This is a genomic window from Flavobacterium ginsengiterrae, assembly GCF_039539785.1.
GTDB classification, from domain to species: Bacteria; Bacteroidota; Bacteroidia; order Flavobacteriales; family Flavobacteriaceae; genus Flavobacterium; species Flavobacterium ginsengiterrae.
Genome location: NZ_BAABDU010000001.1, coordinates 93,425 through 110,612, shown reverse-complemented (window position 1 = coordinate 110,612; position 17,188 = coordinate 93,425). Strand labels below are relative to the sequence as shown.

General features: G+C 44.8%; 15 protein-coding genes. 10 read left to right on the top strand and 5 right to left on the bottom strand.

The features are described from left to right. Positions 1–38 precede the first annotated feature (38 nt). Positions 39–506 (bottom strand): JAB domain-containing protein, encoded by a 468-nt coding sequence (locus tag ABD859_RS00435; RefSeq protein WP_345138739.1) that lies wholly within the window; start codon positions 504–506, stop codon positions 39–41. 532 nt (positions 507–1,038) lie between these two features. On the opposite strand from ABD859_RS00435, the gene ABD859_RS00430 reads away from it, so the two are divergent. Then, positions 1,039–1,431, top strand: coding sequence for a Rid family hydrolase (locus ABD859_RS00430; protein ID WP_345138736.1), 393 nt, complete (start codon positions 1,039–1,041; stop codon positions 1,429–1,431). Between the two features lie 112 nt (positions 1,432–1,543). After that, a complete protein-coding gene (locus ABD859_RS00425) occupies positions 1,544–1,858 on the top strand; it encodes a DUF6965 family protein (protein WP_345138733.1) in 315 nt (104 codons plus the stop codon). Positions 1,859–1,955: 97 nt separating this feature from the next. Here ABD859_RS00425 and ABD859_RS00420 read toward each other — a convergent pair whose 3' ends face one another. After that, a complete protein-coding gene (locus ABD859_RS00420) occupies positions 1,956–2,405 on the bottom strand; it encodes a response regulator (protein WP_345138730.1) in 450 nt (149 codons plus the stop codon). A gap of 428 nt (positions 2,406–2,833) precedes the next feature. Here ABD859_RS00420 and dinB point away from each other — a divergent pair, with 428 nt between their 5' ends. From dinB to ABD859_RS00395, 5 genes are all read left to right on the top strand, one after another. After that, complete coding sequence (dinB, locus tag ABD859_RS00415; RefSeq protein WP_345138727.1) at positions 2,834–4,015, top strand: DNA polymerase IV; 1,182 nt, start codon at positions 2,834–2,836, stop codon at positions 4,013–4,015. 3 nt (positions 4,016–4,018) lie between these two features. Further along, on the top strand, positions 4,019–7,072 hold the full coding sequence (locus tag ABD859_RS00410) for a DNA polymerase III subunit alpha (protein WP_345138725.1): 3,054 nt from the start codon (positions 4,019–4,021) through the stop codon (positions 7,070–7,072). Between the two features lie 35 nt (positions 7,073–7,107). Further along, positions 7,108–7,728: an alpha-ketoglutarate-dependent dioxygenase AlkB family protein gene (locus ABD859_RS00405; RefSeq protein ID WP_345138722.1), complete on the top strand. Its 621-nt coding sequence runs from the start codon at positions 7,108–7,110 to the stop codon at positions 7,726–7,728. A 117-nt stretch (positions 7,729–7,845) separates the two neighbouring features. After that, a complete protein-coding gene (locus ABD859_RS00400) occupies positions 7,846–8,115 on the top strand; it encodes a DUF3606 domain-containing protein (RefSeq protein ID WP_345138719.1) in 270 nt (89 codons plus the stop codon). Positions 8,116–8,414: 299 nt separating this feature from the next. Beyond that, positions 8,415–10,715 carry an ATP-dependent helicase gene (locus ABD859_RS00395; protein ID WP_345138717.1) on the top strand — a complete coding sequence of 767 codons (2,301 nt, stop codon included), beginning with the start codon at positions 8,415–8,417 and terminating at the stop codon, positions 10,713–10,715. Between the two features lie 46 nt (positions 10,716–10,761). Here ABD859_RS00395 and xseB read toward each other — a convergent pair whose 3' ends face one another. From xseB to ABD859_RS00380, 3 genes are all read right to left on the bottom strand, one after another. Beyond that, a complete protein-coding gene (gene xseB, locus ABD859_RS00390; protein WP_345138714.1) occupies positions 10,762–10,971 on the bottom strand; it encodes an exodeoxyribonuclease VII small subunit in 210 nt (69 codons plus the stop codon). Then, positions 10,949–12,403 (bottom strand): exodeoxyribonuclease VII large subunit, encoded by a 1,455-nt coding sequence (gene xseA, locus ABD859_RS00385; RefSeq protein WP_345138711.1) that lies wholly within the window; start codon positions 12,401–12,403, stop codon positions 10,949–10,951. The genes xseB and xseA overlap by 23 nt, the downstream gene beginning before the upstream one ends. A gap of 179 nt (positions 12,404–12,582) precedes the next feature. After that, on the bottom strand, positions 12,583–12,828 hold the full coding sequence (locus tag ABD859_RS00380) for a hypothetical protein (RefSeq protein WP_345138708.1): 246 nt from the start codon (positions 12,826–12,828) through the stop codon (positions 12,583–12,585). A 517-nt stretch (positions 12,829–13,345) separates the two neighbouring features. Here ABD859_RS00380 and ABD859_RS00375 point away from each other — a divergent pair. From ABD859_RS00375 to ABD859_RS00365, 3 genes are all read left to right on the top strand, one after another. Further along, positions 13,346–13,549, top strand: a complete 204-nt coding sequence (locus tag ABD859_RS00375; RefSeq protein WP_345138706.1) for a hypothetical protein — start codon at positions 13,346–13,348, stop codon at positions 13,547–13,549. A 73-nt stretch (positions 13,550–13,622) separates the two neighbouring features. Then, a complete protein-coding gene (locus ABD859_RS00370; protein WP_345138703.1) occupies positions 13,623–15,419 on the top strand; it encodes a secretion protein in 1,797 nt (598 codons plus the stop codon). A 103-nt stretch (positions 15,420–15,522) separates the two neighbouring features. Next, positions 15,523–17,010, top strand: a complete 1,488-nt coding sequence (locus ABD859_RS00365; RefSeq protein ID WP_345138700.1) for a hypothetical protein — start codon at positions 15,523–15,525, stop codon at positions 17,008–17,010. The last annotated feature ends 178 nt before the right edge of the window (positions 17,011–17,188 follow it).

The window sequence follows — 17,188 nt, the reverse complement described above, 5'->3', positions numbered from 1 at the left end:
GAAGCAGAACGAAATACTAAATAAAAAAGAAAAAGACGCTATAAAGCGCCTTCATCTGAAAAGGAATAATAGTTTTCTGCCGTTACGACCAGATGATCCAGCAGTTTGATATCCAGCAGCTCCCCAGCCGCTTTGATTTTTCTGGTAATGCCTTTATCAGCTTCTGAAGGAGCCGTCTTCCCAGAAGGATGGTTATGGGCAATAATAAGCCCTACGGCATTGGCTTTGAGCGCTGCGGCAAACAGCAGCCTGATGTCTACAACAGTTCCGGCAATGCCTCCTGAAGAAACCTGATACATGCCCAGCACTTTGTTAGACTGGCTCAGCAGCAGTACTTTGAACTGCTCGATGAATTCAATCTTGTCGGGATCCCAGCATTCGACCAGTATTCCGTAAGCGGATTTTGAAGAAGTGATAAGCGGCCTTTCGGAACTTTTGACTTTGGTTCTGTATACAAGGTCAATTTCCGATACGGTTTTCCAGCTGCTGTTTTCATTTGCTTTCATGATGCTTCAATTTTAAGATTAATAACAGCACCTGCACCGGGCACAGGTAAGCGAGCGCAGAAAGCAACGCAATAAAGCAGGACGGATGTCTTGCATTTATGGGGGAATTTTTTGCAGCGAACCGCAGTTCTGCGCCCGACCTTTGTGATGGAATTAAACTCAAAAGACTTCTTCTGATCCAGCCGTACGAGAAAAAGGACTTTGGCAGGGCTGAAAAAGATCCAGCAGAAAAATTGACGGCATAAAAGAAAAATTCCGCCGCAATGCACGTGGTTTGAAAACAGCACAGAAGTGTTCGAAGATAAGACCGCCATCAGTATTGACTTAAATACGGTACACATCATTCTTTACGCTTTTCTTCCAGCCGTTGCGCCAGGATACTATTTGAGTTGTATCAAATTAAGGCTTAATAAAATTACGAAATGTCGTAAAACTTTTAATGGAGCTGGATTGCTGCATGTATGAAGGAGAGCTGCTTACGAAATTGGCGTGGGAATTGGATTTGATAATATTACATATTAAAATCTAAATTATGCTGAACTTGAAAAAAGAATTGGGCACATTGCAAATGCCTTGGGAAAAAGAATATGGCTACGCACAAGCGGTAAAAAACGGAGACACACTCTGGATTTCGGGGCAATTGGGTCATGATAAGGAAGGAAAACTGGCAGAGGGGATGGAAAACCAATTCGCACAGACGTATGAAAACATAAAATTTTTATTAAATAGTTTTGCGATGAGAGAAGACGACGTTGTAGAAGAGGTTATTTATGTAACTGATATGGCTTCAGCATTTCAAGCAAGAAAAAAATTGGGAAAATCTTTTTATCCTGATCCGCAAAGAGTTGCCAGCAGTATCGTTGAAGTAAGTGGACTTGCTCTTCCCGGACAAATGGTGGAAATAAAAATTGTGGCAAAAATTTAAAGGACGGCGTTAAATTTTATGCTGTCTGCTAAAGCAATGCAAAATCAAAAAGACCAGCAAAAAAATACCTCTGACTCTTGACCTGTCTCTATTTTGCAGTTATTTTTGCAGCATGAATCCAGAAGATATAAAACGTTATTTTGAGAGCAATACGCCTCCCAAGGAAGTGAAATGGACAGATTGGGCCTACATCAGCGATACCCAGGTTTTTCTTAGAAGCTGTTACACCACCATCCAAAATTACAACGGCCCAATGGACCGCTGTCCGGCATGGTGGCATCTGAGGGATTTTTACCTGCTGATGAAAAAAACACAGCACAGCCCGGCTTCGGCAGAAACCCAGACCGGAGAATCGGCGTCTGAAGAAAATGAGTCTGGACAGACCGCGTACCCACAAAGCGCGGAACAGGAGCAGGTATATATCTGACCGCTCTCACTGAATAGTATCATCTTACCTTTTACCCATAAAAAAAACAGCCCTGCAATTCATATGCAGGGCTGTTTGTCTATAGGCGCCTTCTTATTCAGGCGATAAGAAAACCTGTTTTATCTCTTGTAAATGCGTTCCAGTCCATGGAAAAAACATTCTGGAGCAGTTTTTTAAGTTCCTGATAAGTACCCGGTTTCACAGCATAAAAGTCTGCACCGAGTTCATACGATTTATCAATGCTGTAGGCATTATTGCTGGTGGACATCATAATGACTTTAAGCGCATTAAAAGGCTGATCTGCATTCCTTATTTCTGTCAGACATTCAAATCCGTTTTTGCCGGGCATATTGATGTCCAGAAACAGCAGTTCGGGAATCTCCGTTGCCGTCTGATAGAGGCTGTGAAGCAGCTGCTGTCCGTCCTCTGCCTGCTTTACCATAATGGCAAGATCGAGCTCGCTGACAGCATCCATAAAGAGCATTCTGTCATCTTCATCATCGTCTGCCAGATAAATAATTTTGTGGGAATTCTGGGGTTGTAACATGGCCTTGAATTTATGCCGTTACAGAAAACAAAAATCTAAGAATCTGCAAAACCTGTACAAAACATACAGTTGTTGAAAATCGATAAATAATCGAATTATATCCGTGGAGCGGTTAATAGCTGACAAAGATACGTTATTTTTCTTATAAAAATGCTGTAAAACCCCAATTGTGCTCAATATTATGACAAGAATAACAGTATTCACTGTATATGTATAATATTAAAAAAAATGATACTGACTTTAAAAATTAAAGAAAGAAATGCTTCTCTGCGTAAATTCTGAATAAAGCCTTTCAGATGTGGAATTCATCCTTTTCAAATCCCCTTTAAAATAAGGATTTTACAATTTTGTTGCTATTTGTAACACATTTAAAACTAAAAATTGTTATCACCTGTACTAATTTTGACTCGTATAAAAATGAACAGATGATGAGCAGAGCAGTTGTACACATTGATATGAATACGTTTTTCGTCTCCTGCGAAAGACTGGTTAATTCCGAGCTTAACGGCATCCCATTGATCATCGGCGGAGGGGAACGCGGTGTTGTGGCTTCCTGCTCCTATGAGGCCCGAAAATTCGGCGTGCGCTCCGCCATGCCCATTCAGATGGCACTGCGTCTCTGCCCTCAGGCAAAGGTCATGAAAGGGGATATGGAACTGTATTCCAACCTCTCCCATGACATTACCCAAATCATACAGGAAAAAGCGCCCGTGGTGGAAAAAGCCAGCATTGATGAATTCTATCTGGACATCACCGGCATGGACCGTTTCTACGGCAGCTACAAATGGACCGACGAGCTGGCTCAGCGTATCACCAAAGAAACAGGTCTGCCCCTGACCTTTGCCCTTTCGATAAACAAAACTGTATCGAAAATCGGCACCGGCGAAGGCAAACAGAAACAGAATCTGGACATCCCCGAGCATAGGGTGCAGTCTTTTTTAAATCCGCTTTCCATTCAGAAAATCCCCATGGTCGGCGAGAAAACCTTCCAGCTGCTCTCGCGCATTGGCATTAGGACCATTAAAACACTTTCTGAAATGCCCGCTGATGCCCTGCAGCAGATGATCGGCAAAAACGGACTGGAGCTCTGGAAAAAAGCCAATGGCATCGATCATACTCCTGTAGAACCCTATACGGAGAGGAAGTCCATTTCAACTGAACATACTTTCTCCCAGGATACTATAGACATCCCTAAACTGAACAGGGTGCTGCTGGGCATGGTGGAAAAGCTTTCCTATCAGCTGCGCTCTGAGCAGTGGCTTACCTCAACGGTGACCGTTAAAATACGGTATTCCAACTTTGATACCGAAACCAAGCAGTGCCGTGTGCAGTACACCTCAGCAGACCATATCCTGACCAAAACCGTTCAGGAGCTTTTTGATAAGCTCTACCAGCGCAGGATGCGCCTTCGTCTTATCGGGGTGCGTTTCAGCGGGCTGGTCAGGGGCACCTATCAGATCGACCTCTTCAATGATACCGAAGAAATGCTGGCACTTTATCAGGCCATGGACCGGATGAAGACCCGCTACGGCTTTGATGCTGTAATGCGCTGCGCCGGCGCCTCTTTCAAACCTAACAATAAAGACGAAATTTTAAAACGCAAAAAATAAACCATGTACCTCAACTGCCACTCCTTCCACTCCCTGCGTTACGGCACCATACCGGTTGGCGAACTGGTACAGCAGGCCGTCTGTTGCGGTGTCAAGGTTATGGCCCTGACCGATATCAATACCGTGACTGGGATTTATGAATTTTTAAAAGAGTGCACTGCTGCAGGCATAAAACCACTGGCCGGGATTGAATTCCGCTGCGGCAATGAATTCCGGTACATCGGACTGGCGAAAAATACCAGCGGTATTGCCCAGATGAACCGTTTTCTCACACGGCATAATTTCGACGGCAGCCCCCTGCCCTTAACGGCCCCTGATCTTTCCGATGTACTCTTTATCTACACCATGGAAAATGCACCCGCTTCGCTGAAGGAAAATGAGTTTATCGGGATCCGTCCGGAAGAGCTTTCTAAACTCGTATTAAACAAACAGTCCAGAATCTCCAAAATGGTCATACTCCAGCCGGTCACCATCCGCACCCGCACGGAGTATAACCTGCACAGGATCCTGTGCGCAGTGGAACGCAACATCATTTTATCAAAACTGACTCCCCAGGACCACTGCAGGGAAAATGAAGCCATGATTCCACTGAAATCCCTGCTGGAAAAATATTCGGATTATCCCCAGATCATCTCCAATACCCAGACGGTAACATCCCAGTGTCATTTTGAATTTGACTTTAAGACGCCCAAGAACAAAAAATACTACACCCACAGCCGCCAGACCGACATCGAGCTGCTGAGCATACTGGCCCAGCAGGGACTGGAATGGCGTTATGGAAAAGACCATATAGAAGCGAAGACCAGAATGATCAAGGAGCTTAAAATTATTGACCAGCTGGAGTTCAGCGGCTATTTCCTGATTACCTGGGACATCATACGCTACAGCACAAGCAGGGGGTTCATGCACATCGGGCGCGGCAGCGGGGCCAACAGCATCATTGCCTATTGCCTGGGCATTACCGACATCTGCCCTTTGGAACTGGACCTGTATTTTGAACGCTTTTTAAACCTCAACCGCAAAAGCCCGCCTGATTTTGACATCGACTGGTCCTGGAAAGAGCGCGACGTGATCCTTGAATATATATTCTCGCGCTACGGTGCCGACCATGTGGCGTTCTGCGGCACGAACGTGGAATTCAAATACCGCTCCATTTTCCGTGAAGTCGGTAAGGTCTTCGGGCTTCCCAAAGAAGAACTCGATACGCTGGCCAAGAACCCCATGGAGCTGCACCCGACCAATAAAGTGGTGCGTCAGGTGCAGCAGTACGGCATGCTTCTGGAAAAATACCCCAACCAGCGCAGCATGCATTCCTGCGGCATCCTGATATCCGAAGAGCCCATTACCCATTATACGCCATTGGAAATGCCTCCCAAGGGCTTTCCTATTGCCCTTTTTGATATGCATACCGCTGAGGATATCGGGCTTGAAAAATTTGATATTTTAAGCCAGCGCGGCATCGGCCATATTGACCAGAGCGTTAAGATTATTGAGAAAAACAGGGGGATTACGGTCAATATCCGCGATACGTCGCTTTCCAAGAATGAGGCTTCGTGCAATGAATTTCTTTCACGGGGAAAAACCATCGGCTGTTTTTATATTGAAAGCCCTGCTATGCGCGGCCTTCTGCGCCGACTGCATTGCAGCGACTACAAAACCCTTGTGGCAGCGTCTTCCATCATACGTCCCGGCGTGGCGCAGTCAGGCATGATGAAGGAATACATCTACCGCCATAACCATCCCGATAAGTTCGAGTATTTTCATCCTGTTTTCAAAGAGCAGCTCGGAGAGACGTACGGCATCATGGTCTATCAGGAAGATGTCATCAAGATTGCCCTGCATTACGGCGGGCTTCCTGCCGCCGATGGTGATATCCTGCGCCGTGCCATGTCCGGAAAAGGACGATCCAAAGCCGCCCTGCAGCGGGTAAAGGACCATTTTTTTGAATGCTGTGCCCGTCAGGGACATCCCGTGCCGCTCAGCGAGGAAATTTACCGCCAGATAGAATCCTTTGCCGGTTATTCCTTCTGCAAGGCGCATTCGGCTTCCTATGCTGTGGAAAGCTACCAGAGTCTGTACCTCAAAGTGCATTATCCTATCGAATTCATGACCGCGGTGATTAATAACCAGGGCGGGTTTTACCGCACAGAGGTCTATGTGCATGAGGCCAGGATGTCAGGGGCCTCCATCCATAATCCCTGTGTCAATAAAAGCACCTATGAAACCACGCTGTATGGCCGCGATATTTATCTGGGCTTTATGCAGCTGCAGGGGTTTGAATACAAAACAGCCCTGCTGATTCAGGAAGAGCGCACTGTCAATGGGGATTACAAATCGCTCGAAAATTTTATAAACCGCATCCCCATAGGCATTGAAAACATCCAGATCCTGATCTTCATCGGGGCTTTCCGCTTTACAGGGAAATCCAAAAATGAACTGCTGATCACCGCCCGCCTGCTGCTGGTGAATTTCAAGCCCGGGGACCGTAATTTAAAACTCATTCAGGAACCGGCCAGGGAATTCAAGCTGCCCGCATTGGAACGCTCTTTATTTGAAGATGCTTTTGATGAAATCGAGTTTATCGGCTTTCCGGTCTCCTGCTCCCCTTTTGACCTGCTGCAGACCCGCTTCAGGGGCGATGTAATGGCAAAAGACCTGCTGCTGCACCACAAAAAACAAGTTCGTATGCTGGCCTATCTGATCTCAAGAAAACATGTACCGACCAAAATGGGCGCCATGTATTTTGGGACCTGGATTGACGCCGAAGGAGAACTCTTTGATACGGCGCATTTCACGGGAAGCTTAAAAGAATATCCTTTTCAGGGCGGCGGCTGTTACCTGCTGCTGGGCAGTGTTGAGGTTGACTACCATTTCCCGACCATCACGGTCATCAAAATGGCTAAAATGCCTTTTATTGCTGATCCGCGTTATGCCCATGAGAATGACTGGAAGTACAAAATGCAGCAGAAACTCAAAGAAGATGTCAGCATGACCCACCGCGCCCCATATCCGCAGGAACATGAAATCAATATCCCCAGACATAAAATGAACAGCTGATAAATAAGATACGTATAACTAAAAATGTGAAAAAAATGATGCTTTTTGATGATACCGAAATTTTCTCACAAGGCTCCGGGGGCAGAAAAATATTTGACGTTCCCGATGCCGACCTGCTTTTGATTGATAACTTTTTCAATAAAGAGCAATCCGACCATTATTATAATTTCCTGCTCCATACCACCCAGTGGCGGGAGTACGAAATGCCCATGTACGACAAAGTGGTCACGGCACCGCGCATGATTTCATGGTACGGAGATTCTAACAGGCCTGAGCGCAGGTCCAATCCCGACTGGCCTTCAGAACTGCTTGCTATACGTGAACGTGTACAACAGGAAACCCGAATACATTTTAATGCCGTACTGCTGAACCTCTACCGCAACGGAGGCGACGGAGTAGGCTGGCACAGCGATAAAACGCCCTCCAGTAATAAAAACATGAATATCGCTTCGGTAACCTTCGGGGAAACGCGTATGTTCCGCCTGCGTCACAAAGTGCTCAAACATATCCCGCCGATAGAAATCCCGCTGCATCACGGCACCTTCCTGCTGATGGCAGGAAACACCAATACGTACTGGGAGCATCAGGTCCCTAAAACAGCCCGCCCTGTTCTGCCCAGGATCAACCTCACCTTCCGTCAAATACGGGAAGCATAATGCCAATCATCTTAAATTACTGATAATCATAACAATCCTGTAATAATCCGGTTTTATAATGTAACAGCATTATTGTACGGGATGGTAACTTTGGATAAATCCTAAAATTTAAAAATCATGGAAAATACAAACAGCACAGCAGAGACAGAAGATAACCATATCAATATCTCCGACCAACAGGAAATCCAGCAGTGGGCAGCAAAGCTCAATGTACCTGAAGAGATATTAAAAGATGCCGTAAGGGCAGCAGGAACAACGGTTGAAGAAGTGGTGGATCATCTAAGTGAAAATCCGCCTTCCAGAGAAAGCGCTTCAGAAAGGGTCCATTTAAAAGAAGGTCCATGGCATCAGGGAACGGAAAGCAGTGAAGAGTACAGGACAGACTGAAAACACTGAAAGTCAAAAATCTTGATGCCGTTAACTGCATGATCAATGCATTCTGCAGCCGTATCGAAAAGAATTCATAAGAATCCTGAAGGGCATTTTTTAATCAGCTGATTATTGAGGTCCCCTTCAGGGTTTTTATTTTCAATAGACCAGCTTATACTGCCTATGTTGCAAAATCAATCGGACGGATTACGGACCTGATGCGCTTTTCAATAAATTGCATAAATTTGTACCACAGACGCTTTGATCTGTCTGTTTCCCGCAAATAAAAATAAAGATCAAAAATCCCTTCTTTAAAAATGACTGACCCAATATTAGAAAACTTAAACCCAAAACAGCTTCAGGCGGTGAAAACTACTGAAGGATATGTACGTGTTATTGCCGGTGCCGGATCCGGAAAAACAAAAGCGCTGACCTCGCGTTTTGCTTATATTGTGGACAGGCTGGGCATCAACTCTTCCAATATCCTGTGCGTGACCTTTACCAACAAAGCGGCGCAGGAAATGAAAAAACGCGTCAAGGCGCTGATCGGCGATCTTTACGATGTAAGCTTTATCACCACCTATCACGGTTTCTGCGTGCGTTTTCTGCGGGAGGAAATAAACAAAATACACTATCCGAAAAATTTTATCATACTGGATGCCGAGGACCAAAAAACGATCCTAAGGGATGTTTTCACAGAACTTGACATCAATTCCAAGAACCTGACTTTCAAACAGGTGCTGCGCTTTATCTCCAAGCAGAAAAGCACCTCGGATTATATGGGCTATATGCTGGAGAATATAAGTTTTGAGCCCGATGAAAAGGATTCGATCTCTGCACGGGTCTACCAAAAATACTTAGATAAACAGAAACGTAACTACGCACTGGATTTTGACGACCTGATCCACTTTACGGCTTTTATTCTGGACAGCAATCCTGATGTGCTCTCCAAATGGCAGCAGATGATGCATTACATTCAGGTGGATGAAGCCCAGGACAGCTCAGACAGCCAGTTTCATCTGGTGGAAATGCTCTCCCGGGAACACCAGAACCTTTTTCTTGTAGGTGATCCCGACCAGACCATCTATGAATGGCGCGGGGCAAAGCCCGAATACCTGGTGGAATTTGACCGGATGTTCCCCGATACCCAGACCATTATCATGAACCAGAATTACCGTTCGACCCCCAATATCCTGAAAGTGGGCAACCACATCATCAAAAACAATCAGATACGAGTGGACAAGGATATGGTCACCGATAATCCCGAAGGGGTTGAAGTGGTGCATTTCCACGGCAAGAACGATTTTGAGGAAACCTTCTGGGTGGCTTCCGAGATCAAAGAAATCCTGAAAACCGAAAAGGCTTCGTATTCCGATATCACTATCTTATACCGTTCCAATCATCTCTCGCGCAATATCGAGCAGGCCCTTATCAAGGAGAATATCCCCTATGCCATTTTCGGCGGGGTGCGTTTCTTTGAGCGCAGGGAGATTAAAGACGTACTTTCTTTTTTAAGGCTTATCGTTCAGGGGGATAATTTCTCGTTCCTGCGCATGTTCAACCATCCTTCAAGGGGACTTGGGAAAAAGTTCCTGGAGAGGCTCAGCCTTCTGGCAGGCGAACAGAACCTGTCCCTGCTTCAGGCACTGGAAAACAATATACAGGATAAAGAACTCAATAAAAAAGGCGCTATAGATTTTCTCAGCCTTGTTGTCGAACTGAAAAAAGACGCAGAAAATAATTCCATCTCAGACCTGGTCAAAATTATACTCGACAAGAGCGGGCTTTCCGAACTTTACCGCAAGGACGGTGATGAGGACAGGCTCGAGAATATCAAAGAACTGGTAAGCTCGATGATGCTTTTGGAAAAAGAAAACAACGGCCCCATAAATATTGCAGAGTACCTTCAGGAAGTCTCGCTTTATACCGATCTTGATAAGGACACGGAAAATCAGGATAAGGTGCGCCTGATGACCATACACATCTCCAAAGGACTGGAATTTCCGTATGTTTTCTTATGCGGATTTACAGAAGGAGTGCTTCCCAGTGCCCTTTCAATCAAAGAAAGAAGAAAACGTGCCATCGAGGAAGAAAGAAGGCTCATGTATGTGGCCGTCACGCGCGCGGAGAAAAGATTCTATATGACCGATTCGGAAGGTTTTAACTTCACTACTGGTCTCAACAAATATCCGTCAAGGTTCCTTTTTGAAATCAAGGAGGAATTTTACGTGCGCAAAGGAAAACTCTCTGCTGAAATGATCCAGTCAGCACAATCTTCCGCCGCGGCTTCAAAAAACACTGAAGATACTGCTTTTTCAGAAGGCGATCTGGTGATGCATCCTGTGTGGAACAAAGGAAAAATACAGACTGTCGATAGGGAGAAAAACCAGTATATCGTGCATTTTTTCGAAATGGGCAAAGAAAAGCCGATTGATTTTGCTTTCCGTTTCCTGACTCCTGCATCTGAAGAAGAACCAGAAGACACCTCTCCCGCGGCCATTTTAGAGCTGCATGATAGCTTAAAAACGGCCCCAGATCCCTTTACTCAAAGTGATGCCTCAGGGCAGGATGCTTTTGCGGATGATACAGATAGAAAAGAGCCGGAATCCTGGAACTAATAAAACGGATCTGGCATACGTTTCAGATCAGTTTACCGGCTGCAGTCTACCCTTCTTTCTGGTTTTCCATGCCGTCAATGATTTTCCCCACTTCGGTCTCGGTGGCTTTAAGCCTGCCCTGGCAGAAGGTGATCAGCTCCGATGCCCTTTTCACTTTGGCCGCCAGCTCGTCGACCGAAATGGTTTCATTTTCTATTTCTTTTGAAATAGCAGTAAGCTCATTCCAGGCCTGCTCATAAGTCAGTTTCTCTTCCATGGTAGTGTATTTTTTCTTTAACGGTGCTTTTAAGTATGGTATCGTGAAGGATAACCTCAATGTCATCCCCTTGCTTTATATATTCGGTGCTCGCTGCAATCTTCCCGTTGGTTTTCACAATCGCGTAGCCTTTTTTGAGGATATTCTGCGGGGACATCAGTGTAATGCTTTTGAGCATATGATTGAGATGCAGGTTTCTGCTCTTGAAATAGCCAGCCGTAAAAAGCTTTAAGCTTCCGGCAAGATAATCCATATCGCTTTTCCTGCGGCGAACCATGTTCTGTGAGCTCTGGGCTGTCATCTGGGCTTTAAGAGAAAGTTTCTGCTGGTATTCGTACAGTATGTCTTTTGCAGCTGATGCGATTCTCTGATGGGTAAAGACCAGCTGCTGTTTATGCTGGGAGAGAAGCTCTTTTGCATTTCTGGAGATATTGCCTTTAAGTTCTTCCAGCACTTTGAAATGGTGCAGGAAAAGCTGCTGTGATCTGATCACGATATGCTGCTGCATAGAAAATAATCCGGTCTCAAAACTGCGGTTATGGGCAATGATAAACTCTGCCGCTTTTGTCGGAGTTTTGGTATTGGTATGAGCCATCAGATCCGTGATGCTGACATTTTTCTGGTGTCCGATCCCCGTTATGACCGGAATAGGAAACTTAGCGACAGCCCGCCCGATATTGTAATTGTCAAAGATCAGAAAATCAGACTGTGCGCCTCCACCTCTTGTAATTACCACGGCATCATAAGGAATTCCCGTCTGATACACTTCGATAAGCTTGTTTAAAAAAAGCCTGGCATTATTGTCTCCCTGCACGATGGTGTAATAATCATCAATCTGAAAAGCATAGCCAAAATTATTATGCTCAAGCGTATGCCTGAAATCCTCATTACCCGCTGAATTACTTGCCGATATTACTGCAATGCGCTGGATCACAAGAGGCAGTTTCAGACGGCTGTTGTGCGTGGAATAGCCCTCGGCGGTCTTGGTGATAAAATCATTTTCCTGCACAAGTCTTTTAAGCGTAGCATTGCGCTGGCGTTCGAGAACGCCAAGGGTAAAATTAACATCGATATCGAGCACATTGACCGAAAGCCCGTAGAGCGGATGGTAGTCCACGCTGACCTGCACCAGTACATGCAGGTTATTGGTGAAGGTCTGTCCAGTCTTTTTTTCAAAATCAGACAGGTGCACCGCTCCCTCTCCCCACGCCTTGCCCATTATCTTGGCTGTGATGGCACTGTTCTTCTCCGCTTTCTCTACCAGTTCAAAATAATGGATTTTCTTGTCTGCCTTAAAGCTATGGCTGGTCACATCAGCCACGACCCAATAGCGGCGTCCTTTAAAACGTTCGTTTACCGCCTGATGGATCTGATAGTTCAGCTGTGAGAGTGTGATAAAGTTGTCGGGGCCCATAATCATCTGCAGCACCATGCCGCTATTCCGAAATTTTCTTAAAAAGCTAAGATAGCAATTATCCCGCAAAAAAGTGTTATGGAAAGATCGGCAGCTTTGCCGGCCTTTTAATAGTATCTTTCCGTAAATCTGATTTGGCAATTACTGCGGCGCTCTCTTTCAGAAACGCAACTCCGTTTATACATCCAGACTATAAATTATCTGATTGTTACTGTATCGGAAAGGTTTTCCGAACTGATAAAGGCCGCAATATACTGCTGCACATCATTTCTCTTCTCGGCGTCGGTTTCAAAGGAATTGATATGGAATTCATCATCCTGGTCGGAAATATGAATAATTTCTGTGTAACCTTTTGCTATAAGGCTTCCTTTTAACTTGATGACAGTGAGCTGCTGGCGCGGGTCCAAATCTTTTCTCACCTTAAATTGTATCGCTTTTTCCATGTAGAAGATTTGTTTTTACGACTTCGTATTCTATATTCAAAGTTATAAATTTATCTATTTCTACCCTAGTTCATATTGTTAAAATTGAACTAGGCCGGATGGCTGAAATGAGAAGACTGCAGCCGGTCCGCAGCCGTTTTTGTTCAGGACACTTTGTTATCTGTACTTCTAGATTGTGGAAGCTGACCCGTTTCTGATTTCACCGTTGTTTTATTATTTAAAAATACAAGCGTCCAAAATTTTCATGGAAAGCTCGTGCATGTTCTTTACAGCTTTGCTTCGTATGGGACTGCATCTCGTCTGATCTGCCCGCTCCCCCATTAACATGACCAATCTTTGACACATCAGTGAGTTCTGAAATAAATTAACTTTTTTAACAATCTTATTCATGAATATTTTCATTTGTAAGAAATAAAGGTTAATTCTTACATCTTGCTGCCGAAAGAAAGATTTCTTTTATTAGATTTGAATTTAAAGAGTTATATATCAGCTCCATTTTTAATTTTAAATCAAAAAAATGCATAGCACTCCTGTAAGATTAAGTATCCTGTGTTTTTTATTTTTTTTACTATCTGCCGGCGTTTTTTCTCAGGGGGCAGGGCCGCCGCCGCCGGGACTGCCCGATCCCGAACCTGTGCCGATCAATGGAAAGATTGCCTTACTGCTTCTGGGCGGCATTTTATATGGCGGCTTTGTTACCTCACGTAAAAGAAATTCATAAAATGCGGTAGTTGTAATTGGTTGAGCTTAGACATTTATTATAACTCGCAGCTGCGATTTAATTTCAAAACATTATGAAGTATATACTGTATATATTACTTTCTCTGAACGCTGCCCAGACATCGGCCCAAATCTATTTTAGTCCCAATGCGTTCCTGTATGCCAAAAATGAAGTACTTTATGTAGGACAGAATATTACCATGGCCTCATCTTCGAATCTTTACCTGCGGAATAATTCACAGCTGCTTCAGGGATCATCGTCCCTTTCACAAAACTCCGGACAGGGCACGCTATCGGTTTATCAGGAAGGAACTGCGGATAATTTTGATTATAATTACTGGTGTTCTCCAGTTGGAAATGCCTCATCTGCATCGGGTAATGAAAACTTCGGCATTACAATGCTGCACCGTCCTACCTCACCAGTGCTTTCGACTCCGGCAACTCTGCTGCCGGCGGGGAGTTACGACGGCACTTCAAATCCGCTTTCCATTGCGTCATCGTGGATTTATAAACTGGTAAATGCAGGCAGTTACTCGCAGTGGATCTATGTAGGAAATACAGCCGGGCTTCAGCCGGGTGAAGGCTTCACGATGAAAGGCACCAGCGGCACGGATCTGCTTGATCCAGCGCAGACAGGCACATTTAATAATCCGGGCGGTGCACAGCGCTACGATTTCCGTGGAAAACCCAATGACGGCAATATAACTGTAGTACTTGGAGCAGGTGCCGCGACATTAACCGGAAATCCCTATCCTTCTGCACTTCATTTAAATGCCTTTCTTCTGGATCCTTCAAACGTCGTCATTACAGGTGGAACCGCTTACTTTTGGGAGCAGGATAAATCTGTTAATTCCCATTATCTAAGCGCTTATAAAGGAGGTTACGGGGCTTATGCCCCGGTGAGCTTACTCTCGGACGGTATCTATACCCCTCCGGTATTTAATTCGTATAATCAGGATGGTTCGCTGAACACAGGAACTCCGGCTTCCGGTTCCGGCACTCCCATACAGAGACGCTATTCTCCTATTGGACAAGGTTTTTTACTTAATGGAACCGCTGCAGGTACAGCGATTTTTCGTAATTCACACCGTATTTTTGTAAAAGAAGCTTCAGGAGGTTCTCAATTTGAAAAATCTGCAGGGATACAAAAGCCCGAAAGCCGGCAGGAAACAGTAACTCCGGTATCCCATATCAAATTCAATACGATCATCAACAATCAGTTTACACGACAGCTTGCCCTTGCCTTTACCCCAGATGCTACCGACGGTGTGGATCCCGGAGTCGACGCGGTTAATATCTCAACAGATCTTCCCAATGACCTAGGTTTCTGGCTTGAGAATGCATCCTATGTTATTGAAGGAATCAACTTCGATCTGTCGAAACAAATCCCTTTAGTAGTAAAAGCAGCTGTAAACTCAACATTTAAATTTTACATCTCAGATATTATCAATTTTGATCAGGCACAGCCGGTTTATCTTTATGATATGCTGGATGGATCATACCACAATATTGCCCAGACACCCTTTCAGGTGTCCGTGGCTCCGGGAATCTATACCGAACGCTTCAAAATCACCTTTACATCTAAGACGCTGGGAGTTCGTGATTACGACTCCGACACGCAGTTCTTCATCTTTCATAATGATGTTCAAAGCAGCGTAACTGCAGTCAATCCAGGAATGCTGCCTATTGAATCTTACAAGCTCTATGATGTGAACAGCCGAATGGTTCGATCAGAGAATAATCTGACTGCTGATCTGCGCTATGCTTTTTCGACCAGCGGTCTCAGTGCAGGGGTTTACATTGCTGTATTTCATACCAATGACGGCAGACGATTAACCGGTAAGATTATTATTTCAGCCGGCAGTCATTAACGCCGACGCCGCACACCAGACTTAAAATGGATTGCCGCCGCAGTTCAACAGCTGTCAAATCTCATTTCGCATTGAATGTTTCATATAATATAACATCATAATTATGACAAGTAAAATTACATTAACAGCCTTGAAATTATGCTTTATTGGCTTACTGCTTACGTCATCTGAATCCCTGGCTCAGATTGGAATAGGAACGACTTCTCCCAGTCCAAGTTCAATTCTGGATGTCAGCTCGACCACACAGGGTTTTTTGACACCTCGAATGACAACCGCCCAGCGTACTGCCATTACTTCCCCCGCTGACGGGCTGATGGTTTACGACACGGATCTGCGATCTTTTTACTATTATTCACTTCCAGCCGCTTCATGGACAATGATCAACAGCGGCGGGACGCCAAGAGTAAATTTCAAACGCATTCGCAGCGGAGACAACCTTGCTGTTGTTCTTGCCTCAGAGCTTACAGCGGGAGGCGGTGCCAAGTATATGCTGGCCTCCAATACATTATATGAAATTAACGGACAGATAACCTTTAATCTGCCTGTCGATCTAAACAATGCTTATCTCAGCGGGCTGGATGCCAATGATGATATAATTGTCAAGACCTCTGGATTTCTATTTTCAGGAAGCACCGGAGGAAGCATACGAAATCTGACGATTACCACCCCTGGAGCAACAGTTTTTAATCTTACAGGATCTGCAACACAGACCTTACTGGTTCGTGACTGTATAATAGCTAATTCTTCCAGTATCGGAACGATCTCAGGGTATGGCCTTACTTTTTTCAGCATCGTCAACTATTCTGGCAATACAAACGGTATTACGTATAACAATATCGGCCAGTTACTGTTGAGCAACCAGGCATGGTTCAGCAACAATTCAGGGACTTATGAAAAATTCACAGGTACCTTCAATCTAATACAAAAACAGGGCGGTTTTTCTAATGTAGCGGCCACTGCAATCGGACTTGATGTATCGGCTTCTAATCTTTCCATCACCAGTGATGCCGTTCTGGAATCTGTAGTTTTTACAGGTCCAGTGCCTGCAGGCTTTGTACAGCCCTATACTGCCGGAAGTTATCCGGGTTATAATTTTAACAACAGCTGGAACGTACGCTCTGCTGGAATACCGACAGAAAGCGATGCCAATGCCGCGGGCGATTTCGCGATGGATTACCCGGTAGGAAATGGACTGTCTGTTGGTTTTAATACGTCCAATCCCAGCAACATTGTTAAGATCGGGTCGGGAACTCCTCCTACAGTGTACTCTAACCTCTTCCGATTTACAACAGATGACGTGAACAGACTGCGCTACGCCGGCAAGAAAAAAAGAATATTTCAGATTTCAGGCGCCATTTCTTTCCAAGTACCGGCGGCTGGGACTTATATTGTTTTCATTGCCAAAAACGGCACTCCAATTAGCCAGTACAAAATCTACGGACGCGGCGCAGCCACAAATGACATTGTCGTGCTTCCATTAAATGCCTCAGCGGAAATGGTGACAAATGATTACATTGAGGTGTTTGTCCAAAGGTTTTCAGGAAGCACTGGCAATATTATTGTTCCCAATATGACACTCACTATACGATAAATTTTAAGATGCCAGTATTCTTTGACTGGTATCCCTCGCGATACTGACGCCATCCCTATCTAAATTAAAAGTTATTACCTGATAACATTCTCACAGCAGTAATTGAAAACGCAGGTAAACGTTAAATATAAACCAGCCAGCGGACATACTCACCGCTGGTTTGTATAGAAACATCAAG